We start from the raw sequence: 26,963 nt of genomic DNA, 5'->3' as shown, positions 1-26,963 counted from the left end.
CAGCCAAGACGCGTAGTGTAGCGCCTCGGCTGATCTCGTCAACCTCAACGGTTAAAAACTTTCTCTAACCGATCCATGGCCTTTTCTAAATTCTCCATGCTGGTGGCAAAAGAAATACGCGCATGGCCGGGCAGGCCGAAGGCGGTGCCAGGAACCAGTGCCACATTTGCCTCACCAATCAGGTACTCAGCCAGCTCGGTGTCTGTATTGACCTCAGCAATAGCCTCTATGGCACCACTGACGTCAGGGAAGGCGTAAAAGGTGCCATCCCCCGAGATGCAGCTTACGCCATTCATTGCGTTGAGCCGGTCTACGACATAATCGTGTCTAGCCCGAAAGGCCTTTACCATCGGCGCGATAATGCCCTGGTCTCCGTTTAATGCGGCCACAGAGGCAGCCTGTGAGATAGAGCTAGGGTTGGATGTGCTCTGCGACTGAATTTTCTTCATGGCGCCAATCACAGCAGCGGGGCCAGCCGCATACCCGATGCGCCATCCAGTCATTGCGTAGGCTTTTGATACCCCATTAACAACCACTGTGCGGTCAACCAAATCTGGGCAGGCCATGGCGATGTTACAAAACGGCGCATCCGTCCATAAGATATGCTCATAGATGTCATCGCTGGTGATCAGTACGCCAGGATATTGACGCAAAACCTCGCCCAGCGCCTGCAGCTCAGCTTTTGAATACGCCGTGCCGGTGGGGTTGGATGGGCTGTTTAACACGACAAGCCGAGTGCGCGCGGTGATCGCGCCAGCCAGCTGCTCTGGGGTAATTTTAAAGCGTTGCTCGGGGCCAGCCTCTATAATGACCGGCGTGGCATCGGCTAACAAAGCCATATCGGGGTAAGAGACCCAATAGGGTGCGGGAATGACCACTTCATCGCCTTCGTTAAGCAAAGCAACCATCAAGTTATATAGGCTTTGCTTTGCACCCGAAGAAACGAGAATTTGATTGGCCGCGTATTCAAGCTGGCTATCGCGGCGAAATTTGTTTTGGATTGCCTCTTTAAGCGCAGGCGTTCCATCAACGGCGGTATAGCGCGTTTGTCCGTTTCTAATCGCCTCGATACCGGCTGCACTGATATGCTCAGGCGTATCGAAATCAGGTTCGCCAGCGCCAAGGCCAATAATGTCGTGGCCGGCAGCTCGCATTTCAGCTGCTCTTGCGGTAACGGCCATGGTGGGTGAGGGCTTAACCCGTCCTACACGCGTTGCAAGTTGAATACTCAAGGTCATCTCCATCAATAATGTTCTTAACGGTAAATCATACGCGAAATGAGTGAAAAACTGACCCAGTTCCGTCTTCAAAGTGACTACGCACCGGCGGGTGATCAGCCAACGGCCATTGCAACTCTGTCACAAAGCCTGCGTGCCGGCCATGAACACCAAACCCTGCTTGGAGTTACCGGGTCAGGTAAAACATTCACTATGGCAAGCCTGATTGCCGGTGAGCAACGGCCGGCCGTTGTTATGGCCCCCAACAAAACGCTGGCAGCACAGCTGTATGGGGAGATGAAGGAATACTTTCCTGATAACGCAGTGGAGTATTTTGTTTCTTACTATGACTACTACCAGCCAGAAGCGTATGTGCCGTCCTCTGATACCTATATAGAAAAAGACTCGGCGATTAACGAGCATATTGAACAAATGCGTTTGTCCGCTACTCGGTCAATTGTGGAGCGGCGCGATACAATTATTGTTGCGTCGGTCTCATCAATTTATGGTTTGGGTGATCCAAGTGCCTATCTAAAGATGGTGCTCACGTTGAGCTGCGGGGAGCAGATCGATCAGCGCTTGGTGCTCAGGCGCTTAGCTCAGCTTCAGTATTCTCGCAATGATCATGATTTCTCGCGCGGCAACTACCGTGCGCGCGGTGATGTGATCGACATTTTTCCAGCCGAATCCGAAGAGCAGGCCGTTCGCGTGGAGTTGTTCGATGATGAAATTGAGCAAATCTCTTGGTTTGATCCGCTGACAGGCGAAGTGCTTGAGCGTGTGGACGAGATCACCATCTATCCAAAGTCGCATTACGTTACTCCCCGAGACACCGTTTTACGCGCCATTGAATTAATCAAAGAGGAGCTCAAAGATCGGCTGGAGCAATTACAGCAAGCCGGCAAACTACTGGAGGCTCAGCGTTTAGAGCAGCGCACGCGGTACGATCTGGAAATGATGCAGGAGCTTGGCTACTGCAATGGCATTGAGAATTACTCCCGCTACCTGTCTGGCCGTGGACCGGGGGAGCCGCCGCCGTGTTTATTCGATTATGTTCCTGACGATGCCATGCTATTTATTGACGAATCTCACGTAACGGTCAGCCAAATTGGCGGCATGTATCGAGGTGATCGCGCCCGTAAGGAAACACTCGTTGAATATGGTTTTAGGCTGCCTTCTGCCTTAGATAATCGGCCGCTAAAGTTTGAAGAGTTTGAGGCTATCGCGCCACCGCGCATTTATGTTTCAGCAACGCCTGGGCCCTACGAACAGACACACTCTGCCGTAGTGGCTGAGCAGGTGGTGCGGCCAACCGGGTTAATCGATCCTGCCGTTGAAATACGACCTGCCGGTACGCAGGTAGATGATCTTCTTGGAGAGATTCGCGAGCGAGTGGAGCTCGCAGAGCGTGTCTTGGTGACCACGCTCACCAAGCGCATGGCCGAAGATTTGACCGAGTATCTCAATGAAAACGGGGTGCGGGTGCGGTATCTGCATTCCGATGTCGATACCGTGGAGCGGACGGAAATTATCCGTGACCTGCGGCTGGGTAAGTTTGATGTGCTAGTCGGGATCAATTTACTTAGAGAAGGCCTTGATATTCCAGAGGTTTCTTTAGTTGGCATTTTGGACGCGGATAAAGAAGGCTTTTTGCGTTCTGAGCGCTCTTTAATTCAGACCATCGGGCGCGCGGCCCGTAATGTGAGTGGTCGTGCCATTCTTTATGCAGATCGGATAACTGACTCGATGGCTCGCGCAATTGAGGAAACGGATCGACGTCGAGAAAAGCAGGTGCGCTTTAACACCGAGCACGGGATTACTCCGCGTGGCATCCAAAAAGCCATTAAAGATATTATGGAGCGTGGCTCAGCGGGCGCACCTGATACCGCCGAGGAATTTGCCGAGAAAGCACAGGCAACCGAGCATTACGCTGGACTAACCCCGGCACAGGCTATGGAGCAAATAAAAGCGCAAGAGAAACTCATGCATCAACATGCGCGCAATCTTGAATTTGAGCAGGCTGGTGAGTGTCGGGATGAAATTCGCCGCCTGCAGCAATACGCCCTAGGTGAACCAGCGCGGTAAAGGAATCACTGAGCGGATGATTTTTCCGCCAGACCAATCCAACGCGTCGGGTGGGCTGTGGGTCAGGAAGTGTTGTTACTGATACCGAGGCAGCCGCTGTTTCAATAGGAATGGCCATTTCTGGTAACAAGGTAATGCCAATGCCAGAGCCAACAAGCTGAACCAATGTCGATAGGGTGCTGGCCTCCATAATCGTCTGCCCACCCCGTGGGCGTAAGTTGCAATAACTAATCGTCTGCTCGCGAAAACAATGCCCTTCCTCCAATAGTAAAAGCCGCATTGTTCGTAGCGTATTCAGGTCAGGCACCGGTTGGTCCGCGTCGGCTGCAGGGCGAACAAGCACAAACCGCTCTGTTAGTAGTGGCGCCTCGTGCAGGCTGCTGTCAGCAACGGGTAGGGCAACCATCGCCACATCCAGACGATTCTCTGCAATATCGCGCAACAGCGTTTCGGTAATCGACTCGCGTGGTTGCAGTTGCAAGGCAGGATAATGTTGTTTTAACTGCTGAATAAATGCGGGCAGTAGGTAGGGCGCAATGGTTGGAATGACGCCAAAGCGCAGTGGGCCTGCCAGTGGATTACCCGATGCACGGGCCAGGTCGGTAAGCTCATCAACTTCTTGTAAAATGCGATGGGCCCGCTCGGCTAACGCCTCACCAAGGCTGGAAAGGGTGATCTGCCGGGCGCCTCGTTCAACAAGGGTGGCGCCCAAACTCGTTTCAAGTTCACGAATTTGAACCGACAGTGCGGGTTGAGATACCGAACAGTCACGCGCGGCCTTGCCAAAATGGCGATGTCTTGCCAGCGCATCGAAGTAACGAAGCTGACGTAAGCTAATATCATTCATAGGGTAAAGTTATCAGTACAATTAAAAAATACAAATTTAAATTATCTATTTGAGCAGGTATGCTCAGCTCAGTTTAGTTCAAAAGTGGAGTGAGTTATGGCGGTTAAAGGTAGTGAAGTAACGGGAAAATGCCCTGTTATGCATGGCGGTATGACAGCGGTGGGTACGTCCAATATGGATTGGTGGCCCAATGCGTTAAACCTTGACATTCTTCATCAAAACGACACAAAGCCTGACCCGATGGGTGAGGATTTTAGCTATCGTGAAGCGGTTAAAAAGCTTGATTATCAGGCGGTTAAAGATGACCTGAAAGCGCTGATGACCGATAGCCAAGACTGGTGGCCGGCCGATTGGGGGCATTACGGTGGTCTCATGATTCGAATGGCGTGGCACGCAGCCGGTTCTTACCGTACTGCCGATGGCCGTGGTGGCGCCGGCACGGGTAACCAGCGCTTTGCACCGCTCAACTCCTGGCCTGACAATGTGAACCTCGATAAAGCACGGCGCTTGCTGTGGCCAATCAAGAAAAAATATGGCAACAAGCTTAGCTGGGCAGATCTAATGATCTTGGCAGGTAACGTGGCGTATGAGTCCATGGGGCTAAAAACCTTTGGATTCGGTTTTGGGCGCGCAGATATCTGGCATCCGGAAATCGACATTTACTGGGGTTCTGAAAAAGAGTGGTTAGACTCTGAGCGTTATGCTGAAGACCGCTCTAGCGAGTCATTAGAGAATCCATTGGCCGCGGTACAGATGGGTCTTATCTATGTGAACCCAGAGGGTGTTAACGGGCAGCCAGATCCGCTTAAAACCGCGCAAGATGTGCGGACGACCTTTGCCCGTATGGCAATGAATGATGAAGAAACGGCTGCGCTAACGGCCGGTGGTCATACCGTAGGCAAATGTCATGGTAATGGCGATGCCACTGTTCTCGGCCCAGATCCAGAAGCGGCGAATGTGGAAGAGCAGGGGCTCGGCTGGAGCAACCCCAACGCATCGGGTGTGGGGCGGCATACCGTTTCAAGCGGCATTGAAGGCGCTTGGACCACGCATCCAACGCAGTGGGACAACGGCTACTTCCATCTTCTGCTCAATTACGAGTGGGAGCTGAAGAAAAGCCCCGCGGGTGCGTGGCAGTGGGAGCCCATTGACATTAAAGAAGAAGACAAGCCGGTTGATGTAGAAGACCCTTCGATTCGTCTAAATCCCATCATGACCGATGCAGATATGGCAATGAAGATGGATCCGGAGTATCGCAAGATTTCCGAGCGTTTCTACAACGATCCTGAGTACTTCTCTGAGGTATTTGCTCGTGCTTGGTTCAAGCTGACCCATCGAGACATGGGGCCAAAGGTCCGCTACATTGGGCCTGAAGTACCTGCTGAAGACCTGATTTGGCAGGATCCGGTGCCCGCTGGTAATCGTAACTATGACGTGGCGTCCGTTAAGGCCAAAATAGCGGCCACTGACCTGACGATTGCTGAGCTGGTGACAACCGCTTGGGATAGCGCTCGTACTTTCCGTGGCTCTGATATGCGCGGTGGTGCCAATGGGGCGAGAATTCGTCTTGCACCGCAGAAGGATTGGGAAGGGAACGAGCCAGCCCGCTTGGCAAAAGTGCTTTCCGTACTTGAGCCAATTGCCGCAGAATCCGGCGCAAGCATTGCAGATGTGATTGTGCTTGGTGGCAATGTAGGCATCGAAAAGGCTGCCAAGGCCGCGGGTTACGACATTACCGTGCCGTTTTCTCCTGGCCGCGGCGATGCCACTCAGGAAATGACCGATGTGGAGTCCTTCGAAGTGCTAGAGCCATTGCATGATGGTTTCCGTAACTGGCTCAAGAAAGACTACGTGGTAAGCCCTGAAGAAATGATGCTAGATCGGACCCAGCTCATGGGGCTGACCGCGCCTGAGATGACAGTTCTGGTTGGTGGAATGCGGGTGCTAGGGACTAATCATGGCGGCGCGCGTCATGGCGTTTGGACCGAGCGTGAAGGCCAGCTTTCCAATGACTTTTTCGTCAATCTTCTGGATATGGCGAACACTTGGGTGCCAACCGGTACTAACGAGTACGAAGTCAAAGATCGCGCCAGTGGTGAGGTTAAGGGAACTGCAACGCGCGTTGATCTCGTGTTTGGTTCTAACTCTATCCTTCGGGCCTATGCTGAGGTGTACGCGCAGGACGATAACGAGCAGAAGTTCGTGAACGATTTTGTTGCTGCCTGGGCCAAGGTGATGGATGCCGATCGGTTCGATCTGATCGACTAAGCACCGGGGGGCTGGTCCTGTTCTGGGGCCAGCCCTATTTTTCGATATAGGGTTTTTCGCCCGATGCCTAGAATTTCTGCCGCGCGACTTCGATTGCCGTCGACTGCTTTTAAAACACGACGAATATGCCGATCCTCTACCTCAGCCAACGTGGTCAGGGTAGGTTCTGCAGATGAACTGACATGGCGGACACGATGTGGCAGGTCTTCTGCGGTCAATTCTTTTCCCTGGCAAAAGGTCACGGCATACTCCATGGCGTTTGCCAGTTCCCTTACGTTTCCCGGCCATGCGTGCTGCTGAATGGTATTGACTGCCGATGAGGCAAGCCGTGGTGGCGTAACACCAATGTGTTTAGCGCTTAGTGCGATGAAATACGCAGCCAGTTGAAGAATATCCTCACCGCGGTCACGAAGCGGTGGAACGTGTATTTGCAAGGCGTCGAGTCGATACATCAGATCTTTACGGAACTCTCCTGCCTGTATGGCTTGTTCAAGGCGTCGATGCGTTGCTGCTACCACGCGAACATTAACCTGCTGATCAACGTCGGCGCCCACAGGCCGAATCTCACCACTTTCTAAAAATCGCAATAGCTTTGCCTGCATTGCCAGCGGCATTTCAGCAATTTCATCCAAAAATAAAGTGCCGCCATTTGCACTAGCCACTAATCCGAGGCGTTGGCTCTGGGCTCCACTGAATGCCCCTTTGACATGCCCAAAAAGTTCACTCTCCAGCAAATCAGCGGGTATTCCAGCGCAATTAATCGCGATAAATGGTTGAGCATATCGATGGCTGCAGGCGTGGATTGCTTCTGCGACGCGTTCTTTCCCGGTGCCACTTTCTCCGGTTATTAAAACCGTGCCGTTACTTTTTGCGACTTGCTCGATTTTTCGACGCAGGGTTTGCATGGGCGCACTGCGCCCGATCATCCCTTGCCAGCTTTCGGTGTCATGGCCCAGGAGATGTTCATAATCATGCAGCTGTCGGCGTAACTGATAGTTGGCAAGCACTCGTTCTACACTGACCGCAAAGTGTTCCAAGTCCAAAGGTTTGGTGAGGAAGTCATCTGCCCCCGCCTTGAGAGCGGCAACGGCCTGTTCAATGCTGCCAAAGCCGGTAATCACGATAAAACCAACGGACTGAAGATGAGGATTTTCGCGCACCGATTGCAGCAGTTGCATGCCGTTGTGATCGGGTAATTTGAGGTCACTAACAACCAGCGCGTAGGGTTGTTGTTGTAGTTGCTCTAAGGCTTCATTAACGCCTGCTGTTAGCGTGGTGTGATAGCCCTGCTGTTGAAGCTCTTCATCAAGTAGGGCACGCAGGTTGGCATCATCCTCTACAACTAAAATGGCGGTGTCATTGCTCATCTTTATTTCCTAGCTGGGTTGGTGGGAAGCCATAGCTCAAAGCAGGCTCCAGGCAGCGAGCCTTGAATGAGGCGTATTCGGCCGCCGTGGGCGCGCAGGGTGCCATAAGCCACCGCAAGCCCTAAGCCTGTGCCAATCCCAACGGGTTTTCTGGTAAAAAAGGGCGAGAAGATTTTCTCTTGATCCTCTTTAGAAATACCGGGGCCATCGTCCTCGATACGAAGAGTGACTCCCTCTGCTTTCTTTGCAGTGGCGATGTAAACATTGCCGTTGGGTGCGGCTTGGAATGCATTTAATAGTAGGTTGCAGATAGCCTCCTCTAGGCGCTCGCCATCAATCTTAATCGGTGGATCACCCTCAATAAGATGCTTATGCAGGGTAACGTTTTTTGCCTCAGGCGCATGTGACATTCGCTCAATAGCGTGGTCTGCCGCTGTCGATAGGCGCATTAATGTTGGCTGCAGAGGCATGCTTCGAGCAAACGCCATCAGGCGTTGAACAATATCGGCTATGCGGCGAGTCTCTGCGCGCATTGCTTCAAGGCTGCTGCGTTGATGGTCATCAAGATCCGTTCTTCTGAGTAATTGCTGTGCTCGGCCATCCAGCACACTGAGCGGCGTGCCAAGTTGATGGGCGATGCCGGCCGATAGCTCACCTACCGCCGCGAGTTTTCGCGACGATTCGATCTGCATCAGCATGGTGTTGATCCCTTTCGATAAATTAACAATCTCTCGGGGTCCGCTACCGGTAACGCGGTATCCCAGCTCATGGTCTCCCGCTGATTGCATGCTGCGTTCTAGTCGGCGCAGCGGCGCTCCAATGGCAAAGCGATGTCCGAGCATGACAATTAAGGCGAGTAATAGCGCGATGCCGCCGAGCATTGCGGCGCCGGTTGTTCTGATGGTGCTGAGCGTATCGCGAAATTCATCGGGGTGACGGGTGAGTTGGAGAAGGCCCGCAAAGCGTCCGCCCGCGGTTGTTAACGGCATAAAGTAGACGTGAATCGGATCGCTGCCTAATGCCGCATACCCATCGCCTGTTGCATCGAGGGTGGCAAGCGCCTCGCCCCTTTGTTCGCTAAATCGTTGCACGCCGGCGCCAGACCCCGCCAGTAGCTGACCATTACGGCCATAGATATGAGCCCCATAGATGCGCCCAAAGGCAAACGCAGAGTTTAGAGATTGTTGAATCAACTCCGGTTGATTCGTTCTGATGGCTTGGTTGAGCGGCTCTTTTAAAGAGCGAGATATCAGTTCAATATCTTCGCGCATACGCTGCTCGGTTTGGTTTTCTAGCCAGTCGATCCCCAAGTACCCGATGAGGCCTAAACTCAGGGTAACGGGGATAACCACCGAGGCAATGAGCATGGTGAGCAGCCGTGGTGGATTGTGTTGAATAAAATGGGTCATACTGACACTCGCTGAGTCATTTTGGCACATCGTTGGTATTCACTGGGACTGCACATCGGGCGTGTTGTTCCGGTTTGTCTTTGTTGGCAGGACTCTTGCAAGTAGTGGGCCGACACTTTTAGAAATAAGGATGAAGACCAATGATGTTACGTTTTAAAGCAATGATTCTCTCTGCTGCGTTGGTACTGCTGGCGTTTTCTCAGCCTACACTGGCGCAAAGCTTTTCTGATAGCGAGATTGAGTTGTTTGTTGAAGCGCAGGCCGAGGTAATGGAGATTCGCGATGAGTACATCGAGCTGCTCGAACAAGCCGAAGATCGCGACGAAGCGATGGCGCTTGAGCAGGAGGCCAGCGAGCTAATGGTTAGTGCTGTAGAAGAAACAGGAATCAGCGTTGCTGAATATAGTGCAATTGCTGAAGCCGCTGCAGAAGATATGGATTTGGCTGAGCGTATTCGAGAGTTAATGAACTAATGCGTAAGACTATCGTTACTTTTATCAGTGCGGTTGTCATTGCCGGCGGTGCAGCGGCGCAAACCGTTGCCCCCGGTGTTGAAGGGTGTGAAATAGAAGAGTGGAGCTTCGGCGAGGAAATGGGCCGACTGCTTATTGAAGGCACTACAACATGCAGAGAAGGGCGCTTAGACTTAACGGTCTATAACGATGAAACTCAGGAAGTGATTGCTGAAGATTTCACTTATATTATGGGTTATGAGTTTGAGTTGAGTTTGAACGCAGAAGTCCCTAACGCATTAATGATTGAGTATGTGATTGAGTAATGACGGATGACCAACCCAAAGGCGGCAAGCTAGATCGGCTAGATCATGCCATTTTGCGTGTTCTAGCGATTGAAGGCCGAATCAGTGTGGCAGAGCTTGCGCGCCGGGTTGGGCGTTCTAAGTCTCCCACCCAAGCGCGCTTACGGCGGCTGGAAAGCCAAGGCGTTATTCGGGGCTATCGAGCAACGCTAGACCCAATTGCGTTAGGGGTGGCGCACGTTGCCTTTGTTCAAGTTAAGCTGTTGGATACACGTGAAGCGGCGCTGCAGGATTTTAACGATGCCGCCACGCAAATTCCTGAAATTGAAGAATGCCACCTGATCGCAGGTGGCTTTGATTATTTGCTTAAAGTGCGAACCGCAAGCATCGATGCGTATCGTCGGGTTTTGGCTGAAGACATCTCCAGCTTGCCGCATGTGGCCTCAACGAGCACGTTTGTGGCGATGGAAGCCGTTAAGGAGCTCGGCCCGTAGCATTAATTAATACGCGTGCTGCGGCTAAATCCCAAAGAGACTGTCCAACACTTTTAAATATTACCGGCCCGTGACCTTGAGGTTGAACTTGCTCGCAGATCACTTGCTCTAGCGTTATCGCATCAGACCAGTTGAACTGGCCTTGCTCTGCCGCTTGAATTAAGTCTCCCGCCTCATCTTTAGCGCCTTCTTCGGTGTCAATAAAAACTTGACTGCTTTTTGCCAAGGCTGGCGGTATTTCGGCCATTTGCGGGCGAAATGCGCCCACTGCTGCAACGAAGGTATCGCTGGCTAAACGCTCTGGTAAAACCGGGGTTTGTGATGTGGTGGCAGTAACGATGACTTTGGTTTCATCTAAAACGGTGTTGGGATCGTCAATGACTTGTACATTTAACCCCTGTTGTTGCATTTTCTTGGCCAAGGCGTCTGCACGTGGGCGGCTACGTGAGTATAGGTAGGCATGCGTGGTGCCCAAGCCTGCTTGAAAGGCCTCTAAATGGACCTGGGCTTGAGTGCCGGCCCCATAAACCAAAACCGGCGTGTTACGTTGGGCTCCAAGCCGTTGCGCGGCAAGTAACGAGACAGCGGCGGTGCGCCGGGCAGAGACGGCAGCCCCGTCCACGAGCAACAACCGTCGGCCATTGGCAGCATCAACAATCACCATTTCGCCTTGAATGGTCGGCAGTGCGGCATCTCCGTTAAAGGGGTGCACCGTCACCAGTTTAGTGATGGCAATCGTGTGATCAGTTGCGGGCATCAATAGCAAGGTACCGTCATTGGCGATTGGCATGGCGCTACGCGGTGGGCAAAGCGTTTGGCCTTGGCGGGCCAGTATCAGCAGCTCTGCACAGGCATCGGCAATGGCCTGATAGTCGAGCAGCTCGATGGTTTGGTGGGTATCGAGTTGACGCATCGGTTTGTTTGTTCTCTGGCTCAGGTTATTCTCAAAGCGTATGCCCCGCAGTCAACAATGAAAAGCGAGAAATAGCATTTATGCTTGATTGGCTTCCGCCATTAGTCCTGATTGGTGCCGCTTTGGTGGTCGTCTCGGTGCTCACCAGTCTGTTGGCATTTCGCATCGGGGCGCCATTGCTGCTGTTCTTTCTGGCGATTGGCTTAGTGGCAGGTGAAGATGGGCTGGGCGTTATTTATAACGACTGGAGTGGGGCCTATCTGATCGGCAGTATTGCCCTTGCGATAATTCTATTTGATGCCGGCTTTGGCACGAAGACGCGTTATTTTAAAAAAGCAGCGGCCCCGGCCATTACCTTGGCAACGCTTGGGGTGGTGCTAACAACCGCCTTAGTGGGCGCAGCCGCCTATTGGTTATTTGATCTGTCTTGGCCCTATGCCTTTCTTTTAGGTGCGATTATCAGTTCGACGGATGCCGCTGCGGTCTTCTACCTGCTGCGAGTGGGAGGCATTACCCTCAGAGAGCGTGTTCGCGCAACGCTAGGCGTAGAGTCAGGTTCCAACGACCCAATCGCCATATTTTTGGTGACCGCATTAGTTGAGCTCATCAGCTTACAGGCGGGTTTTGCAGGATTTACTCAGGAGCTACTGCTCGGCTTTGCTTTGCAAATGGGGCTGGGCATAGCGCTCGGTGTTGCGGGTGGATTTTTGCTGGTGCGCTTGCTCAATGCCATTGAGCTAGAGGCGGCGCTTTATCCCATTTTGGTGATTGCCGCTGCGTTGCTGTTGTTCGCGGTAACCAGTCAATTTGGTGGTAGCGGGTTTATTGCCGTGTACGTAGCAGGTCTAATCGCCGGCAACCGGCCTGTTCCGCATGTTACCGCTCTGCGACGTCTTCAAGATGGAATGACGTGGCTTGCGCAAATTTTGATGTTTTTGGTGCTGGGGCTGCTGGCCACACCGTCTGAATTTCCTGCCGTGCTTCTACCGGCGATCGGCTTAGCCTTATTTTTGATGTTTTTTGCTCGCCCGCTGGCGGTGGGGGTTTGCCTGTTGCCATTTGGCTTTTCTGCTAAAGAGGTCACGTTTATTGGGTGGGTTGGTTTACGCGGTGCGGTATCGATTTTGCTGGCGATTTTGCCGTTTTTAGGTGGTCTTGACTCCGCTCAGGCGTTTTTTAACGTGGCCTTTATCATGGTGTTGACCTCACTGTTAGTGCAAGGCTGGACCATCAAGCCCGTTGCGCAACGCCTTGGGTTGATTGTTCCTGAACGCCTAGGGCCAGTTGAAAAAATTGAGTTGGAGCTGCCGGGTACGGCCCATCATGAGCTGGTGGTGTACCACGTGATGCCCGGTAGCCCGATTGTTGGGGGCGCTCGACTGCCCCGTTGGGCAAGGCCTGCGCTGGTGCTGCGCGACGGTCGCTCAATGCATTTTCGTAAAGCAGGGCACTTGCAGCCCGATGATTATCTTTACATCTTTATGGCCCCGCAATATGCCTCTGCACTGGATCATTTGTTTGCCGGAGACTCGGTTCAAGAGGCGGAGCGGCGTGCCTTTTTTGGTGACTTTGCGATTGCGCCTGATGCGCCCATTCGGGCCTTAGTGGATGTGTATGGAGCAACACTCGATCAGCACGATAATCGGACAGATACCTCAACGGTGGGTGGCTACCTCAAAGACAGGCTTCAACGCCCAGAGCCGGGCGATCGACTGCGGCTTGGCTCAGTGGAGCTCATCGTCAGAGCAGTCGATTCCCGTGATCAGGTAACCGAAGTGGGGCTGTCGTTCGACTAGTCGCAGACCAGCCCGCCATCCACCACTAACGTCTGTCCGGTTACCGCACGTGCCCATGGCGAAGCGAAGAACAAGACCGCATCGGCAAGTTCGGCGGGCGTTGTGACATGGCCAAGTGGGGTTTGCTCGGCAATCAGATCAAACACAAACTCAGGCGTTGCTGCGCTGGCATCAGTTGTCCGCAGCAATCCGCCGGCCACCATGTTGACCGTAACGCCCGCTGGGCCAAGCTCTTTGGCGGCTGTGCGGGTTAGCGCCATAAGCGCAGCTTTTGCAGCCGTATAATCGTGATAGGGCACCACGGGGTTTTGAAAAAGATTGGTACCAATCGTAATCACCCGACCGCCATTATGTTTAGCAAAGTGGGGTTGCATGGCTTGTATGCCGTTTAGTGCGCCGCCAACCGCAACCGCCGTTTGGGCGTTAAGATCACTCCAGCTCAAATCAGCGAGTTGTTTGCGCTGATCGCCGTTAAACACAAAATCGGCCAGTGCGTTGTGTATAAAGGTGCTGGGGCTGCCTAGCGTTGCCTCGATACGATCGAACATCTCCATTACCGCATCGGCGTTGCTAATATCCGCTGGAAAGGCAGCGGCGGCTGGGCCGATTTCTTTGGCAAGCGCATTCGCGGCTTGTTCACTGCGATGGTAGTTAATCGCCACGCGCGCTCCCTCACGCGCAAAGGCTCTGGCGATGGCGGCCCCGAGGCCGCGTGCAGCCCCGCTAATGACCACGGTTTGATCGCTAATCGGTAAATTCATCGGCATTTGCTCCCTTATCGTTTTTAGGCAGGGGATAAGAGAGCTTGCAACGCTGAAAAGAATGTTTACGGCCTACGCGCCCACAACTTCCTACGCCGGTATAACCCGGTTCAGGTTCCAAGGGTACCTCTCAGCCCGCATAACGGGCGCCCCTGTTGTTTCCTCATCAGCGTACCACGATCTGGCAACGTCGGATGGCATCGGCAAGGCTGGTGGTCGGCTGGGCAGGCGATATCAGATACCAAATCGATTCTAAGGGTTTGCATAACCTATCTCCTCAAGCGCCTGCATTCAGCAAAAGGCCGGTCGGCTCAGTTGCCAGGACTGGAAAGTAATACTATAGTATCACTGTCAGTTTTTTGAGGGGCAACGCGTGAAAGTTGAACTGGTTACGAACCTTAAGCGCCAAGCGACAAAGATTCTGGCTGATTTGCACCGATCTAAAGAGCCGGTTTTGATCACAGAGCATGGCCAGCCATCGGCCTACCTTGTCGATGTGCAGGATTACCAGTTCATGCAGCGCCGGCTTGAGCTGCTTGAGGGGCTCTCAAGGGGAGAGCGAGCTGTACTTGAGGGAAGAACCTGCAGCCAACGTGAGGCCAAGGAAAAATTGGCTAAATGGCTCAAGTAGTCTGGACGGAACCTGCTCTCCAGGAACTTGACGCCATTGCTGAGTACATTGCGCTAGATAATCCCGCTGCTGCCAGTCATCTGGTGCAAGAAGTTTTCAATACGATCGAGCGGTTGGAAGATTTTCCCCAATCTGGACGAATCCCTCCAGAACTCCCTGAGTCGGTATACAGGGAGATCGTGTTCCCACCGTGTCGTATTTTTTATCGTGTCGATGAAAGGCGGGTTCTCGTTCTTTATGTCATGCGGGAGGAGCGGCAGCTTCGTGCCTACATGCTTGGTGGTAGCTAATTGGCAACGCCGTCCAATCCCGCTATACTCCCGCTCTTGACGACAGGCGCGTAGCTCAGCTGGTTAGAGCACCACCTTGACATGGTGGGGGTCGGTGGTTCGAGTCCACTCGCGCCTACCATCGTATACCTCAAAATGCATGTGGCCTTTGGTATGGGTCACCACTGTGGAGTCGCTTAATGCCCCAAATTACTCTTCCAGACGGCAGTCAAAGAGGCTACGCCGAATCCGTTTCTGTGCTTGATGTAGCGCGCGATATTGGGCCCGGGCTTGCTAAAGCCACAGTGGCCGGTCGGGTTAACGGCAAGTTGGTTGATGCCTGTGATCTGATTACTGACGATGCTGAGCTGCAAATCATTACGCCGAAAGACGCAGATGGTGTCGATATCATTCGGCACTCCTGCGCGCATTTGTTAGGGCATGCCGTTAAACAGCTGTATCCCGAGGCGCAGATGGCGATTGGGCCGGTTATTGAAGACGGCTTTTACTACGATATTCGCTACGATGCCGGGTTTCACCCAGAAGATCTTGAACGCATCGAGCAGCGCATGCTTGAGCTAATCGACCAAGACTACGACGTCGTCAAGCGCATCACCCCGCGGTACGAGGTGCTGCAGCTATTTCGTGAGCGTGGTGAGGATTATAAGGTTCAGCTGGTTGAAGATATGCCCGAGGTAGAGGCGATGGCGCTTTACTACCACCAAGAATATATCGATATGTGTATTGGGCCGCATGTGCCAAATACCCGGTTTTTAAAGGCGGTCAAACTCACAAAGCTGGCGGGAGCCTATTGGCGGGGAGACCCCAATAATGAAATGCTCCAGCGGATTTACGGTACCGCTTTTGCGGATCGTAAGGGGCTTAAGGCCTATTTAGCGCTGATTGAAGAGGCGCAAAAACGCGATCACCGTCGCATCGCACGCAATCAAGATTTATTCCATTTGCAGGATGAAGCACCCGGTATGGTGTTCTGGCATCCCAACGGTTGGCGAATTTATACCGTTTTGCAGGATTATTTGCGTGGCCGATTAGAGGAGCACGGGTATCAGGAGATTCGTACCCCAGAGCTGGTAGACCGAAGCTTGTGGGAGCGGTCAGGCCATTGGGAGAAATTCCGAGAGGATATGTTTACCACGCAGTCCGAGAATCGGGATTATGCGGTTAAGCCGATGAATTGCCCCTGTCATGTGCAAGTTTATAACCAAGGGCTAAAGAGCTATCGCGACCTGCCGATCCGCTTCTCAGAGTTTGGTAACTGCCATCGTAATGAGCCATCGGGCACGCTGCATGGGTTGATGCGCGTGCGTAATTTTGTGCAAGACGATGCGCATATTTTCTGTAGCGAAGAGGCGCTGCAAGCCGAGGTGTCAGACTTTTTGGATTTGGCCTTTAGTGTCTACTCCGATTTTGGTTTCGATAATGTGGCAGTGGCGCTGAGCACCCGACCCAAAGAGCGGGTGGGTGAAGATAGTTTATGGGATAAAGCCGAGGCGGCCTTAGAGCAGGCGCTTGATGGTAAAGGCATGGAGTGGACGGTCAACCCCGGTGAGGGCGCATTTTATGGGCCGAAAATTGAGTTATCGATGCGGGATTGTTTAAATCGGGTGTGGCAGTGCGGCACGATGCAAGTCGATTTCTCGATGCCGGGTCGGTTGGGGGCGGAATATGTTACTGAGACTGGCGATAGAGCGGTGCCAGTCATGCTGCATCGGGCTATTTTTGGCTCTTTTGAGCGGTTTATTGGCGTACTCACCGAGCATTACGGCGGTAATTGGCCAGTTTGGTTGGCGCCCACGCAAGTGGAGGTGCTCAATATTACAGATCGCCAAGCCGACTACGCCCAAGAAATACAGGCTAAGCTGGTCGCGCAGGGCCTGCGCGCACAGGTTGACCTGAGAAATGAGAAGGTTGGGTTTAAGATTCGCGAGCACACCATGAAGCGTATTCCGTACCTGGTGGTTGTGGGTGATCAGGAGCGTGAGGCCCAAACAGTTGCCGTTCGTACCCGTACGGGAGAAGACTTAGGGGCAATGAGCCTAGAGAAATTAGTCGATAAACTGAAGGCGGATATTGCGCTACTGGGGCGTCAGCATTAAGATTGTGGATTACGTGAATTCGGTTGGAGGATCATAGCATCGCTATACGCAGAAAGCCGGGAGCGCGGCGTCAGCAACCCGGGGCTGGTGAAAACCGGCGAATCAACGAAGATATCGGGGTACCGCAGGTACGTCTAATCGACGAAAACGGAGAGCAGGTGGGGATTGTACCCACCGACAACGCCATCGAGCGTGCGGTAACCGCACAGCTAGATTTAGTTGAGCTTGATCCCAATGCAGATCCGCCGGTTTGTCGGATCATGGATTTTGGCAAGTGGAAGTTTGAGCAGTCTAAAAAGCAGCAAGCTGCTAAGAAGAAGCAAAAACAAATCCAAGTCAAAGAAGTGAAGTTTCGACCAGGAACGGATTCAGGCGATTACGAAGTTAAACTTCGCAGCCTGAAACGGTTTTTGGAGGAAGGTGACAAAATTAAAGTCACCATGCGATTCCGGGGGCGAGAAATGGCCCATCAGGAATTGGGGCTCGAGTTACTCGAGCGCATAGAGAAAGACCTTGAAGACCATGCTGCGGTTGATCAACGGCCGAAAGTAGAGGGTCGGATGATGGTCATGATGATGTCGCCCCGAAAGGGTCGTTAGTGGGTTCCTTAAGGGGCTCTTTTTTTTACAGGCAGTGGAGAATCGGTTAATGCCGAAGATCAAAACCAATCGTGGTGCTGCTAAGCGCTTTCGCAAAACTGCCAGTGGCAAGTTTAAGCGTTCGCGTGCCTTTGCTAATCATATTCTGACTAAAAAGGATTCAAAGCGTAAGGCAAGGCTACGGGCCACCACACTGGTATCAGAGCAAGACACACCGGCCATTCGTCGGATGTTGCCTTATCTGTAAACCCTAACAATCTAGAGGATTCTGAAGATGGCAAGAGTAAAGCGTGGCGTGGTTGCACGTCGCCGCCACAAGAAGGTCCTCGGCAAGGCAAAAGGCTACTACGGTGCGCGTCGGAAGACGTTTAAAGTAGCCAATCAGGCGGTCACTAAGGCCGGCCAGTATGCCTACCGAGATCGCCGCGTTCGTAAGCGTGAATTCCGTGCATTATGGATTCAGCGCATTAACGCGGCTGCAAGGCTAAATGGGCTGTCCTACAGCCGATTGATGAACGGTCTGAAACTCGCTGAAATCGAGGTTGACCGTAAAGTGCTCGCCGATATGGCGGTTCACGACAGTGTTGGCTTTACCGCACTGGCTGAAAAGGCGCAAGCAGCGCTGGCACAGTAACGCCTGGGGAGCCTAGGCCAAAGGGGAAGGCCGTTGTCCTTCCCCTTTTTTTGTCGATAACGGACATGTCCATGAACAATAATCTTGAACAACTGACTGCCAAGGCCTGTGCTGAAGTTGAAGCAGCAGAAGATATCGCCGCACTAGATGCCGTGCGGGTGAGCTATCTTGGCAAGAAGGGCTTACTGACCGAGCAGCTCAAAGCGCTCGGGAGCTTGCCGGCCGCTGACCGCCGCGAGGCAGGGCAGGCCATTAATGTGGCAAAAGCGCAAGTTTCTGCTGCTATTGATACGCGGCGCACGGCGCTTGAGCGTGTTGCGCTTGATCGCGCGCTAGCTGCAGAAAAACTAGATGTCACTTTGCCTGGGCGCGGTTCTCAATCTGGCGGCCTGCATCCCATCACCCGAACCTTATCTCGCATAGAGTCGATGTTTGCTGGTATCGGGTTTCAGGTTGCAGAGGGCCCCGAGGTTGAAGACGATTACCATAATTTTGAGGCACTTAATATTCCGCCTGAGCATCCCGCGCGGGCGATGCATGACACGTTTTATTTTGACGCTCGTCACCTGTTAAGAACTCACACCTCGCCCGTTCAAATCCGCGTGATGGAGACCAATGGTGCGCCGGTGCGCGTGATTGCCCCCGGGCGGGTGTATCGCTGCGATTCAGATCTAACGCATACCCCTATGTTTCACCAAGTTGAAGGCCTTTTGGTTGATGAGGGGGTGACATTTGCCGATCTTAAAGGCGTGCTGAACGAGTTTGTTCGCGAGTTTTTTGAAGAAGATCTTGCGGTTCGATTTCGGCCTTCGTATTTCCCATTTACCGAGCCCTCGGCCGAAGTGGATGTGGGTTGTATGTTCTGTCATGGCGATGGCTGCCGAGTCTGCAGTCATACCGGGTGGCTTGAGATATTGGGTTGCGGAATGGTGCATCCGGCGGTGTTTGAATCTGCCGGAATCGACTCAGAGCGTTATACCGGTTATGCCTTTGGGATGGGGGTAGAGCGGCTTGCCATGCTGCGTTATGGCGTAAACGATCTGCGAATTTTCTTTGAAAATGATTTGCGCTTTTTGCGCCAGTTTCGCTAGGAGCGTGAGATGAGAATTAGCGAGCACTGGTTACGGGAATGGGTGGCGTTTGATGATGATGCCAGCGCGCTGGCGCATCGGCTGACAATGGCTGGGCTTGAGGTGGATGCTATCGAGCCAGCAGCGCCAGATTTCAGCCAGGTTGTGGTGGGAGAAGTGGTTGCGTGTGAGCCGCATCCCAATGCCGATCGGCTGCGTGTCTGTCAGGTTAATGATGGTAGCGACACCTTAAAATCAGTGGTGTGTGGTGCGCCCAATGCGGCCGTGGGCTTAAAAGCCCCGTTTGCACAGATTGGCGCGGTGCTGCCGGGGGATTTTAAGATCAAGGCCGCCAAGCTGCGGGGTGTGGCCTCTGAGGGCATGCTTTGCTCGGGGCGTGAGCTGGGTGTAAATGATGAGGCGGCGGGGCTGTGGGCGTTGCCTGAGGATGCCCCTGTTGGCCAGTCTTTGCGTGACTGGTTAGGGTTGGATGACACCGTTATTGAGGTGGAGCTCACCCCAAACCGAAGTGATTGCCTTGGTATGGCAGGCATTGCGCGCGAGGTTGCCGCGTTAACGCAAGGCTCCCTTAGCGCCAAACCCATTAAAGATGTGGCCGCGACGATTACTGACCAGTTGCCGATTTCACTCGAGGCCCCCGAAGATTGCCCGCGTTACTGCGGCCGAGTCATTAAAGGCGTCAACACGCACGCGCAAACCCCCATTTGGATGCAGGAGCGACTGCGGCGGGCCGGCGTACGACCACTTAGTCTTGCTGTCGATATCACCAATTACGTCATGCTCGAGCTCGGTCAGCCGCTGCATGCCTTTGATCTAAATAAAATTGATCAGGGCATTCGGGTACGGCGGGCGAGCGATGGTGAGAAACTCGTTTTGCTTAATGGCGATACGGTTGAGCTATCGTCAGATACGCTACTCATTGCGGATCATTCCCGCCCATTGGCGCTAGCCGGGGTGATGGGTGGGAACGATTCTGCCGTTGAGGATGAAACCGTTGATTTATTTTTGGAGTCGGCGTTTTTTGCGCCTCGCGCACTTGCTGGGCGAGCAAGGCAGTACAATCTGCATACCGACGCCTCACACCGGTTTGAGCGCGGGGTTGAGCCCGCGTTATGCCGTATCGCAATAGAAAGAGCCACTCAGCTGCTTATTGATCTTGCAGGCGGTCAGCCTGGCCCCGTGGTTGATGAGCAGGCATCAGCCGCGCGTCCGGCACCGGTCCTGGTTACCCTTCGGCCAGATCGGGTTAATGAACTACTCGGTAGCCAAATAAATGAGGCGGAGATTGAGCAGATCCTGACCCGGTTAGGGCTAGAGGTGAACGCAACCCAAACGCCATGGCAGATCAAAGTACCCGGCTGGCGGTTTGATATTAGCCGCGAGGTGGATCTGATTGAGGAAGTCGCACGTGTTTATGGCTACGATCGGCTACCCATACGTCGTGCCAGTGCGCCAGCAAGCATCCCTGCGCATTCGGAGCGCCGGGTCACGCTTGAGCGTCAAAGAGACCTGCTTGTCGATCGTGGTTATTACGAGGTAATCAGCTACAGCTTTGTGCCCGAATCACTCCAGCAACAGTTAGACCCCGAGCAGACGCCTCTAGCGCTAGCGAACCCGTTATCCAGCGATTTAAGCGTCATGCGCAGCTCTTTGTGGCCTGGGTTGGTGAGGGCAGCAGTACACAACCAAAACCGCCAAATGCGTAGTTTGAAGTTGTTTGAGACGGGGCTGCGTTTCCGTGGGCAACTTGAGGCGCTTGAGCAGCAGCCCGTCATCGCTGGGCTCGTCGCTGGAGCGGCAGTTGAGGATGATTGGGCGGCCGCTGCACGGCCACTTGATTTCTTCGATATTAAAGGCGATGTTGAAGCGCTGCTGGCACTGGCTCAATCAAACACTGGTATTCAATATGTGGCGCAGGAACATGCGGCCTTGCACCCCGGTCAGAGCGCGGCTATTCAGTTTGGTGGGAAGAACATCGGGTGGGTGGGCGCGTTGCATCCGGGCGTCGTGCGCACGCTTGATTTGGTAGGGCCTGTTTTTGTATTTGAGATTGATCAATCGGTCTTCTCAGAACGGGCTTTGCCGAGCTTTGCGGCTTTATCGCGATATCCAGCAATTCGGCGTGACTTAGCCATCGTGGTAGATGAGACTGTCAGCGCGCAGGCGGTGATTGATTTAGTGCGCCGGTCTGCAGGACCAGCTTTACAAGCGGTGAAAATATTCGATGTTTATCGGGGTGATCGCCTAGGGGTTGATAAAAAGAGTCTTGCGCTAGGATTGATCCTGCAGGATTATTCCTGCACCCTTACCGATGATCAGGTTGAGGCCATTCAGCAGCGTGTTGTTGAGGAACTGGCGAATGATCTCGGTGCCGAGCTCAGGGAGTAACGTCAGATGGCATTAACAAAAGCAGAAATGGCAGAGCGGCTGCATGATGAGGTGGGCCTCAACAAGCGTGAAGCTAAAGATCTTGTTGAGAGTTTTTTTGAAGAGATTCGGCTCGCGTTAGAAAGCAATACGCCGGTCAAACTTTCTGGTTTCGGTAATTTTGACTTGCGAGATAAAAATGAACGGCCAGGCAGAAACCCAAAGACGGGAGAGGAAATCCCCATTTCCGCTCGTCGCGTGGTCACATTTAAACCGGGGCAAAAGCTCAAATCGAGGGTAGAAGCGTATGCTGGACGCAAGCGCTAATAACGAACTCCCACCCATTCCTGCCAAGCGTTATTTTACGATTGGCGAGGTTAGCGATCTTTGCCAAGTCAAATCCCATGTGCTGCGGTACTGGGAGCAAGAGTTTGCTCAGCTTAATCCGGTAAAGCGCCGCGGTAATCGACGTTATTATCAGCGCGCTGATGTTCTGCTAATTCGTCAAATTCGTAGTTTGCTGTATCAGCAGGGGTTCACGATTGGAGGCGCTCGGCAGCAGCTTTCTGGTGAGGAAGCCCGCGATGATGCCAATCAAAGCCAGCAGCTTGTTAGGCAGTTACGCACAGAGCTTGAAGAGATCTACGCATTACTGAAACGGTGATTGGCGCAATGCAGTCGCCTGGTGTATTCTTTCGACCCTTCGTCGGGGTGTAGCGCAGCCTGGTAGCGCACCTGCATGGGGTGCAGGTGGTCGGAGGTTCGAATCCTCTCACCCCGACCAATTATTCATTTTGCGATAATATTGCGGCGGCTAATGCACTTGCCGCGGCAATAAAAATGCCCAGTCCAATCAGCACATAAACAATCGTAAAAAGCCTTCCAATGGTGGTGACCGGTGCTAAATCGCCATAACCAACGGTGGCTATCGTCATCACTGAAAAGTACAGCGCATCGAGGTAGGGCCAGCCTTCAACTACAGAATAAAACAGCGCGGCTGCCCCAATGATTGAAAAGGCAAGAATTAGTAAGCGCTGGACCGAACGGTCGGCCAACGCATGGTGCAGGCTACGAAAAAACCCCCTAATCGGCTGGCTCACGCAAATCGCTCCCGCGCTTTTTGAATAACCACATAAAACGCTGGTGTCATTAGAGTAACGAGAACCACAGTAGCCATCGTGCCGTATAAAACGGTCACACCCAAACTGACTCGACTTCCCGCGCCTGCGCCTGTAGCAAGCACTAAGGGCACTACGCCGAGCATGAATGAAAATCCAGTCATTAAAACGGCACGGAAGCGCTGGATAGCAGCGATTGTTGCTGCCTCAAGGATCTCCTTGCCTTCGCTGCGAAGTTGGGAGGCGAACTCAACAATGAGGATTGCTGTTTTGGCGGCCATAGCAACGAGCAGGACTAATCCAATTTGCGCATAAATATCGAGTAATTGCCCCGTCAATTGAAATGCCGTGAACGAGCCTAAAAAGGCGAGTGGCACCGCAAGTAGAACCGCAATTGGCAGGGCCCAGCTCTCGTACAGGGCAACTAGGAAGAGATACACAGCAACAATGGCCAGCACAAACAAAATAACGATCAGGTTGCCTGCTTCGAGCTCTTGAAGGGTTTGCCCCGCCCACTCATAAGAAACGCCATCGGGTAGGTCTGCCATCAAGCTTTCCATGGCGGCAACACTTTCAATGGTCGATGAATTGGCTGCTGGCTCGCCATTAATGGTGACACTTCGGGAGAGGTTAAAACCCTCGATACGAGTAGCCCCCTGCGACGGCGTTAGCTCAGCAATGCCCGCCAACGGCACCATTTCTCCACGGTCGTTTCGAACCTGGAAGTAGCGTAAATCTTCCGGTCGCATCCGGTATTCAGTTTCGGACTCAAGCATGACACGGTAAGTACGACCGAACTGGCTGAAGTCGTTAACGTAAGTACCGCCTAGCTGGGTTTGTAGGGTAAGAAAGACATCCCCAAAATCGACACCGAGTAATTGGGCCTTGTCGCGCTGAACCGTAAGGTCGAACATGGGCACATTGGCCCGCAAGTTATGCCGAACACGGGTAACCTCGTCTTGCTCGTTCGCAGCGAAGACGATTTGATCGGCAAGCGTCGCAAGCTCTGCGGTACTCAGCCCACTGCTTTCCAGAAGCCTAAGGTCAAAGCCTGCCGTTACCCCTAAACCGGGAATTGCTGGCACATTGAAGGTCATTATTCTTGCCGCGGCGATGGTGCCGAGTTGATTGTTGAGTCTTTGCACCGTTGCAGCCGGTTGCAATTCGCTGGCTTCGCGCTCAGCCCAATCTTTAAGAACAACAACACCAAGGCCGGTATTCGTGCCACTGCCGCTCAGGAGGGAGTAGCCACTAACGCTAATAATATCGCTGACGGCGGGGTCTTCTAAAACGAGGTTCGTAATGTCATCCATTACCCGTGCGGTTCGGTTGCCCGAGGCCGCATCTGGCAGTTGGACGTCAATAAAAAGAAAACCTTGGTCTTCTTCTGGGACAAAACCGGTTGGCGTGATGAGCGCTAAATAACCTAACAGTGCGATAAGCGCCAAGAAAGCACTACCTAACAGAAGCGTTCGTTTAAGGGCGCGATGGATAATCCAGCTATAGCCTGCTGTGAGCCGCTGCAGACCAAGCTCAACCCAACGCAGAGCCCCCATTGGAGCGTCGTCTTTGCGCAACAGGCTTGCGCTTAGCGCGGGGGAGAGGGTTAGCGCGCATACAGAGGAAATGACAACGGAAAAACAGATAGTGACGGCAAACTGTCGAAAAAGCTCGCCCGTAATGCCCGGTAAAAATGAAACGGGGATAAATACAGCAAGAAGGACGAGGGTGGTGGAAATGACCGGCGCGGTGATTTCCTGCATGGCTTGTCTAACGGCTTCTCGAACTTCTAAGCCTTTTTCTTTAATTAACCGATCAACGTTTTCTATAACAATGATGGCATCGTCTACAACAATACCAATGGCGAGTACCAGCCCAAACAGCGTAATGAGGTTGATCGAATAACCCACCAGCGCCATGAAAGCGAATGTGCCAATTAAAGACACTGGGATAGCAATGGCAGGAATAAGCGTTGCCCGCCAGCTTTGTAGAAAGAGGAAAACGACTAATACCACTAAGCCAACGGCTTCAAATAACGTTTTGAAAACTTCTTTGATGGATTCGTCGATAAACTCAGTACTATCGAAGATGATGCTGTAGTTTAAGCCGGCAGGGAATGTGCCCGACAGGGTTTGCATAACCTCGCGAGTTGCCTCAGCTACGTCTAATGCATTGGCATCAGGCAATTGATAGATCACAAGGAAAGCGGTGTCTTGCCCATTAAGCTTAGCAGTAGCCGCGTAAGACCGAGCGCCAAGCTCAATCCGTGCAACGTCCTTTAACCGGATAATGCGGCCTTCGGGGCTCACTCTTAAGACAGTATTGCCAAACTCGCCCGCCTCGCTCAAGCGACCTTCGCTACGAATATTAAAGGTAAAAATTTGGTCTGGTGGGGCCGGTTCTTGGCCTAAAGACCCCGCGGCTACGATTTGGTTTTGTTCGCGCACTGCCGCGTTGATGTCACTCACTGTTACGCCAAGTTGGCTCATCCGCTCTGGGTTAAGCCATATCCTCATGGCGTATTCGCTAGTACCCAGCACTGTGGCTTCCGCAACGCCAGGTACACGAGCGATAGTTTCCACCAAATTGGTGCTGGCATAGTTGCTAAGGAACAAAGCATCGAGTTCGGGGCGCTCAGACACTAAGTTGATGCCGAGCAGCATATTGCCGGACTGTTTTCTGACAACAACCCCCTCGCGTCTGACGGGTTCAGGTAATTCACGCTCAGCAAGCTTGACGCGGTTTTGTACCTCGACTTGCGCCATGTCTACATCCGTGCCCGTCGCAAACGTAACGGTAATAGCAGCGCCACCATCGCTCGTTGCGGATGACTCGATGTAGATCATTCCTTCAACGCCGTTAAGCCGTTTTTCTATAGGCCGAACAACCGCATCAGCCACTGTCTCTGCACTCGCCCCCGGGTAAGTGGCGCGAACCTGAATCTGTGGCGGCGCGAGATCGGGATACATGTTGATGGGGAGGTTTTGTAGCGCCAGCAATCCCGCCAAAGTAATGAGGATTGATAAAACAAAGGCAAACTTGGGCCGGCGAAGTATGAATTCACTCATTGGACATCAAATCGACGGGAGCAAGTAGGCCCGTTTCTGGGTCTCGGGCATAAAGGCTTGGCTGAATTTTTGCGCCAGATCGAATCTTCTGTAATCCCTCCACAACAACAAGATCGCCTGCTACTAGGCCCTCCTTAATCTCCCAAGAAGTACCGTGCCGATCCCCTAGGCTAATTTGGCGAATCTCAACTTGATTTTCATTTTCCTCATTAACCCACATGACGAATGGCCCGAGTTGGTTACGCTGTATTGCCTGCTCTGGAAGCAAAAGGCCCTGTATGGCTTCGGTGCGCTCAAAGATAAGATTGACGACGAAGCCCGGAACGAGGGTTTCGTCAGGATTTGGAAACTCTGCTGTGGCAGTAACCGTTCCTGTGCCTTCTTGAATCTCAATATCAATAAAGTCAACGCGCCCCTCGAAAGGGTGGCGCTCTTCGTCTTCCGATTGAAGAAAAACTTTAAAACCTGCCGCGCCCTGATCTCGTCTTTGCCACGTCAGTAGATCAGCAAACTCTCGATCGGTGAGTTGGAACTCAACTCGAATCGGATCGGGAGCGATGACGGTGACCAACCGTCCGCTATTGGGTCCCACAAGGTCCCCTTGGGTAATTTGCGTGTTTCCAGCCCGCCCCGAAATAGGTGTCTTGATCACGGTGTGCTCTAAATTGAGCTCGCTTTGACGAAGGGCCGCTTCTGCATCAGCCAGCGCGGCTTGGGCCTGCTCTGCGTTATTGCGCAGCAGGTCGAGGTCTGCGGTCGAAAGATAGCCCCGGGGCTGTAGCTCAAGCCCCCGATTGAGATTGGTTTGTGCGAGTGTCAGTGCACTGCGGCGAGAATCCACTTGGGCTTGGGCGCGGCGCAATTGCTCTACGTATTGCTCATTGTCTAAACGAAAAAGTGGATCGCCCGCGTTAACTTTACGGCCACGATTAAATAAGACCTCCACAACCTCTGCTTCAACGCGCGCGTGTATCTCTACAGATTCGACTGCTTTGGTTCGCCCTAGCACCCGCCATTGTTGTTGAATGCCACTCGTTGTTATTTCATAAACGCCAGCGCCAACGGGCGGAGGGGGAGTAACTTCCTCCTCTTTTCCGCACCCGAACAACAAAAAGATCACGCCTAGGATAAGTGCCGGAATTGCCGCTTTCATTC

25 protein-coding genes, 2 tRNA genes and 1 riboswitch are annotated in these 26,963 nt (G+C 53.0%); of the genes, 18 read left to right on the top strand and 9 right to left on the bottom strand.

The window, feature by feature from the left end:
- Positions 1-44 precede the first annotated feature (44 nt).
- Entirely contained in the window at positions 45-1,232 is a 1,188-nt protein-coding gene (locus tag GH984_RS01655) for a pyridoxal phosphate-dependent aminotransferase (protein WP_153718466.1), read from the bottom strand.
- A 45-nt stretch (positions 1,233-1,277) separates the two neighbouring features.
- Between GH984_RS01655 and uvrB the strand changes: the two genes are divergently transcribed.
- Positions 1,278-3,302, top strand: a complete 2,025-nt coding sequence (uvrB, locus tag GH984_RS01650) for an excinuclease ABC subunit UvrB (RefSeq protein ID WP_153718465.1) — start codon at positions 1,278-1,280, stop codon at positions 3,300-3,302.
- Here uvrB and GH984_RS01645 read toward each other — a convergent pair.
- The gene (locus GH984_RS01645; protein ID WP_153718464.1) at positions 3,199-4,149 is read right to left on the bottom strand and encodes a hydrogen peroxide-inducible genes activator; all 951 of its coding nucleotides are present in this window, start codon (positions 4,147-4,149) and stop codon (positions 3,199-3,201) included. The two genes, uvrB and GH984_RS01645, sit on opposite strands and share 104 nt — an antisense overlap.
- A 96-nt stretch (positions 4,150-4,245) precedes the next feature.
- Here GH984_RS01645 and katG point away from each other — a divergent pair, with 96 nt between their 5' ends.
- Positions 4,246-6,417, top strand: a complete 2,172-nt coding sequence (gene katG, locus GH984_RS01640) for a catalase/peroxidase HPI (RefSeq protein WP_153718463.1) — start codon at positions 4,246-4,248, stop codon at positions 6,415-6,417.
- Here katG and GH984_RS01635 read toward each other — a convergent pair.
- Both GH984_RS01635 and GH984_RS01630 read right to left on the bottom strand, forming a co-directional pair.
- The gene (locus GH984_RS01635) at positions 6,414-7,784 is read right to left on the bottom strand and encodes a sigma-54-dependent transcriptional regulator (protein WP_153718462.1); all 1,371 of its coding nucleotides are present in this window, start codon (positions 7,782-7,784) and stop codon (positions 6,414-6,416) included. The genes katG and GH984_RS01635 overlap by 4 nt on opposite strands.
- Positions 7,785-7,786: 2 nt before the next feature.
- A complete protein-coding gene (locus GH984_RS01630; protein WP_172973133.1) occupies positions 7,787-9,193 on the bottom strand; it encodes a sensor histidine kinase in 1,407 nt (468 codons plus the stop codon).
- Positions 9,194-9,333: 140 nt separating this feature from the next.
- Between GH984_RS01630 and GH984_RS01625 the strand changes: the two genes are divergently transcribed.
- From GH984_RS01625 to GH984_RS01615, 3 genes are read left to right on the top strand one after another with little or no spacing between them, the layout of a single operon-like run.
- Positions 9,334-9,666 carry a DUF4168 domain-containing protein gene (locus GH984_RS01625; RefSeq protein WP_153718460.1) on the top strand — a complete coding sequence of 111 codons (333 nt, stop codon included), beginning with the start codon at positions 9,334-9,336 and terminating at the stop codon, positions 9,664-9,666.
- Complete coding sequence (locus GH984_RS01620; protein WP_153718459.1) at positions 9,666-9,971, top strand: hypothetical protein; 306 nt, start codon at positions 9,666-9,668, stop codon at positions 9,969-9,971. Before GH984_RS01625 ends, GH984_RS01620 begins: the two co-directional genes overlap by 1 nt.
- Positions 9,971-10,444 (top strand): Lrp/AsnC family transcriptional regulator, encoded by a 474-nt coding sequence (locus GH984_RS01615; protein WP_153718458.1) that lies wholly within the window; start codon positions 9,971-9,973, stop codon positions 10,442-10,444. Before GH984_RS01620 ends, GH984_RS01615 begins: the two co-directional genes overlap by 1 nt.
- Here the strand turns inward: GH984_RS01615 and GH984_RS01610 are convergent.
- Entirely contained in the window at positions 10,425-11,357 is a 933-nt protein-coding gene (locus tag GH984_RS01610) for a delta(1)-pyrroline-2-carboxylate reductase family protein (protein ID WP_153718457.1), read from the bottom strand. The genes GH984_RS01615 and GH984_RS01610 overlap by 20 nt on opposite strands.
- Before the next feature lie 80 nt (positions 11,358-11,437).
- Here GH984_RS01610 and GH984_RS01605 point away from each other — a divergent pair, with 80 nt between their 5' ends.
- Positions 11,438-13,153 (top strand): potassium/proton antiporter, encoded by a 1,716-nt coding sequence (locus GH984_RS01605; protein ID WP_153718456.1) that lies wholly within the window; start codon positions 11,438-11,440, stop codon positions 13,151-13,153.
- On the opposite strand, the gene GH984_RS01600 is transcribed toward GH984_RS01605, so the two are convergent.
- Positions 13,150-13,914 (bottom strand): 3-oxoacyl-ACP reductase, encoded by a 765-nt coding sequence (locus tag GH984_RS01600; RefSeq protein ID WP_153718455.1) that lies wholly within the window; start codon positions 13,912-13,914, stop codon positions 13,150-13,152. The two genes, GH984_RS01605 and GH984_RS01600, sit on opposite strands and share 4 nt — an antisense overlap.
- A 70-nt stretch (positions 13,915-13,984) precedes the next feature.
- Positions 13,985-14,078, bottom strand: a riboswitch (TPP riboswitch).
- A 209-nt stretch (positions 14,079-14,287) separates the two neighbouring features.
- On the opposite strand from GH984_RS01600, the gene GH984_RS01595 reads away from it, so the two are divergent.
- The 12 genes from GH984_RS01595 to GH984_RS01540 all read left to right on the top strand — a co-directional run bounded on the left by GH984_RS01595 (position 14,288) and on the right by GH984_RS01540 (position 22,406).
- The gene (locus GH984_RS01595) at positions 14,288-14,545 is read left to right on the top strand and encodes a type II toxin-antitoxin system Phd/YefM family antitoxin (RefSeq protein WP_369691888.1); all 258 of its coding nucleotides are present in this window, start codon (positions 14,288-14,290) and stop codon (positions 14,543-14,545) included.
- Entirely contained in the window at positions 14,533-14,835 is a 303-nt protein-coding gene (locus GH984_RS01590; RefSeq protein ID WP_153718454.1) for a type II toxin-antitoxin system RelE/ParE family toxin, read from the top strand. The genes GH984_RS01595 and GH984_RS01590 overlap by 13 nt, the downstream gene beginning before the upstream one ends.
- A 44-nt stretch (positions 14,836-14,879) precedes the next feature.
- Positions 14,880-14,956 (top strand) — tRNA-Val (locus GH984_RS01585).
- A 58-nt stretch (positions 14,957-15,014) separates the two neighbouring features.
- Positions 15,015-16,931 carry a threonine--tRNA ligase gene (gene thrS / locus GH984_RS01580; RefSeq protein WP_153718453.1) on the top strand — a complete coding sequence of 639 codons (1,917 nt, stop codon included), beginning with the start codon at positions 15,015-15,017 and terminating at the stop codon, positions 16,929-16,931.
- Between the two features lie 23 nt (positions 16,932-16,954).
- The gene (gene infC / locus GH984_RS01575; protein ID WP_153718452.1) at positions 16,955-17,530 is read left to right on the top strand and encodes a translation initiation factor IF-3; all 576 of its coding nucleotides are present in this window, start codon (positions 16,955-16,957) and stop codon (positions 17,528-17,530) included.
- A gap of 49 nt (positions 17,531-17,579) precedes the next feature.
- Positions 17,580-17,777 (top strand): 50S ribosomal protein L35, encoded by a 198-nt coding sequence (rpmI, locus tag GH984_RS01570; protein ID WP_153718451.1) that lies wholly within the window; start codon positions 17,580-17,582, stop codon positions 17,775-17,777.
- A gap of 27 nt (positions 17,778-17,804) precedes the next feature.
- Positions 17,805-18,164 (top strand): 50S ribosomal protein L20, encoded by a 360-nt coding sequence (gene rplT, locus GH984_RS01565; RefSeq protein ID WP_153718450.1) that lies wholly within the window; start codon positions 17,805-17,807, stop codon positions 18,162-18,164.
- A 71-nt stretch (positions 18,165-18,235) separates the two neighbouring features.
- On the top strand, positions 18,236-19,255 hold the full coding sequence (gene pheS / locus GH984_RS01560) for a phenylalanine--tRNA ligase subunit alpha (RefSeq protein ID WP_153718449.1): 1,020 nt from the start codon (positions 18,236-18,238) through the stop codon (positions 19,253-19,255).
- Between the two features lie 9 nt (positions 19,256-19,264).
- Complete coding sequence (gene pheT / locus GH984_RS01555; RefSeq protein WP_153718448.1) at positions 19,265-21,643, top strand: phenylalanine--tRNA ligase subunit beta; 2,379 nt, start codon at positions 19,265-19,267, stop codon at positions 21,641-21,643.
- Between the two features lie 6 nt (positions 21,644-21,649).
- Entirely contained in the window at positions 21,650-21,949 is a 300-nt protein-coding gene (gene ihfA, locus GH984_RS01550; protein WP_153718447.1) for an integration host factor subunit alpha, read from the top strand.
- Complete coding sequence (locus GH984_RS01545; protein WP_153718446.1) at positions 21,930-22,286, top strand: MerR family transcriptional regulator; 357 nt, start codon at positions 21,930-21,932, stop codon at positions 22,284-22,286. The genes ihfA and GH984_RS01545 overlap by 20 nt, the downstream gene beginning before the upstream one ends.
- A 43-nt stretch (positions 22,287-22,329) precedes the next feature.
- Positions 22,330-22,406: transfer RNA gene (locus GH984_RS01540), tRNA-Pro, on the top strand.
- A gap of 1 nt (position 22,407) precedes the next feature.
- On the opposite strand, the gene GH984_RS01535 is transcribed toward GH984_RS01540, so the two are convergent.
- Genes GH984_RS01535 through GH984_RS01525 form a run of 3 tightly spaced genes read right to left on the bottom strand, consistent with a single transcriptional unit; the run spans position 22,408 to position 26,961 of the window.
- On the bottom strand, positions 22,408-22,722 hold the full coding sequence (locus tag GH984_RS01535; protein ID WP_216643604.1) for a potassium channel family protein: 315 nt from the start codon (positions 22,720-22,722) through the stop codon (positions 22,408-22,410).
- Positions 22,719-25,808, bottom strand: coding sequence for an efflux RND transporter permease subunit (locus GH984_RS01530; protein WP_153718445.1), 3,090 nt, complete (start codon positions 25,806-25,808; stop codon positions 22,719-22,721). The genes GH984_RS01535 and GH984_RS01530 overlap by 4 nt, the downstream gene beginning before the upstream one ends.
- Entirely contained in the window at positions 25,801-26,961 is a 1,161-nt protein-coding gene (locus GH984_RS01525) for an efflux RND transporter periplasmic adaptor subunit (RefSeq protein WP_153718444.1), read from the bottom strand. The genes GH984_RS01530 and GH984_RS01525 overlap by 8 nt, the downstream gene beginning before the upstream one ends.
- Between the last annotated feature and the right edge of the window lie 2 nt (positions 26,962-26,963).

It is taken from the genome of Spiribacter salilacus (genome assembly GCF_009649225.1).
GTDB lineage: Bacteria > Pseudomonadota > Gammaproteobacteria > Nitrococcales > Nitrococcaceae > Spiribacter > Spiribacter salilacus.
Note: the sequence above shows the minus strand (reverse complement) of the source record. Positions and strands in the feature narration are given on the sequence as shown.

Coding starts and splice junctions, on each gene's coding strand:
- uvrB (WP_153718465.1), top strand. CDS start 1,278: ATGAGTGAAAAACTGACCCAGTTCCGTCTTCAAAGTGACTACGCACCG.
- GH984_RS01645 (WP_153718464.1), bottom strand. CDS start 4,149: ATGAATGATATTAGCTTACGTCAGCTTCGTTACTTCGATGCGCTGGCA.
- katG (WP_153718463.1), top strand. CDS start 4,246: ATGGCGGTTAAAGGTAGTGAAGTAACGGGAAAATGCCCTGTTATGCAT.
- GH984_RS01635 (WP_153718462.1), bottom strand. CDS start 7,784: ATGAGCAATGACACCGCCATTTTAGTTGTAGAGGATGATGCCAACCTG.
- GH984_RS01630 (WP_172973133.1), bottom strand. CDS start 9,193: ATGACCCATTTTATTCAACACAATCCACCACGGCTGCTCACCATGCTC.
- GH984_RS01625 (WP_153718460.1), top strand. CDS start 9,334: ATGATGTTACGTTTTAAAGCAATGATTCTCTCTGCTGCGTTGGTACTG.
- GH984_RS01620 (WP_153718459.1), top strand. CDS start 9,666: ATGCGTAAGACTATCGTTACTTTTATCAGTGCGGTTGTCATTGCCGGC.
- GH984_RS01615 (WP_153718458.1), top strand. CDS start 9,971: ATGACGGATGACCAACCCAAAGGCGGCAAGCTAGATCGGCTAGATCAT.
- GH984_RS01610 (WP_153718457.1), bottom strand. CDS start 11,357: ATGCGTCAACTCGATACCCACCAAACCATCGAGCTGCTCGACTATCAG.
- GH984_RS01605 (WP_153718456.1), top strand. CDS start 11,438: ATGCTTGATTGGCTTCCGCCATTAGTCCTGATTGGTGCCGCTTTGGTG.
- GH984_RS01600 (WP_153718455.1), bottom strand. CDS start 13,914: ATGAATTTACCGATTAGCGATCAAACCGTGGTCATTAGCGGGGCTGCA.
- GH984_RS01590 (WP_153718454.1), top strand. CDS start 14,533: ATGGCTCAAGTAGTCTGGACGGAACCTGCTCTCCAGGAACTTGACGCC.
- thrS (WP_153718453.1), top strand. CDS start 15,015: ATGCCCCAAATTACTCTTCCAGACGGCAGTCAAAGAGGCTACGCCGAA.
- rpmI (WP_153718451.1), top strand. CDS start 17,580: ATGCCGAAGATCAAAACCAATCGTGGTGCTGCTAAGCGCTTTCGCAAA.
- rplT (WP_153718450.1), top strand. CDS start 17,805: ATGGCAAGAGTAAAGCGTGGCGTGGTTGCACGTCGCCGCCACAAGAAG.
- pheS (WP_153718449.1), top strand. CDS start 18,236: ATGAACAATAATCTTGAACAACTGACTGCCAAGGCCTGTGCTGAAGTT.
- pheT (WP_153718448.1), top strand. CDS start 19,265: ATGAGAATTAGCGAGCACTGGTTACGGGAATGGGTGGCGTTTGATGAT.
- ihfA (WP_153718447.1), top strand. CDS start 21,650: ATGGCATTAACAAAAGCAGAAATGGCAGAGCGGCTGCATGATGAGGTG.
- GH984_RS01545 (WP_153718446.1), top strand. CDS start 21,930: ATGCTGGACGCAAGCGCTAATAACGAACTCCCACCCATTCCTGCCAAG.
- GH984_RS01530 (WP_153718445.1), bottom strand. CDS start 25,808: ATGAGTGAATTCATACTTCGCCGGCCCAAGTTTGCCTTTGTTTTATCA.
- GH984_RS01525 (WP_153718444.1), bottom strand. CDS start 26,961: ATGAAAGCGGCAATTCCGGCACTTATCCTAGGCGTGATCTTTTTGTTG.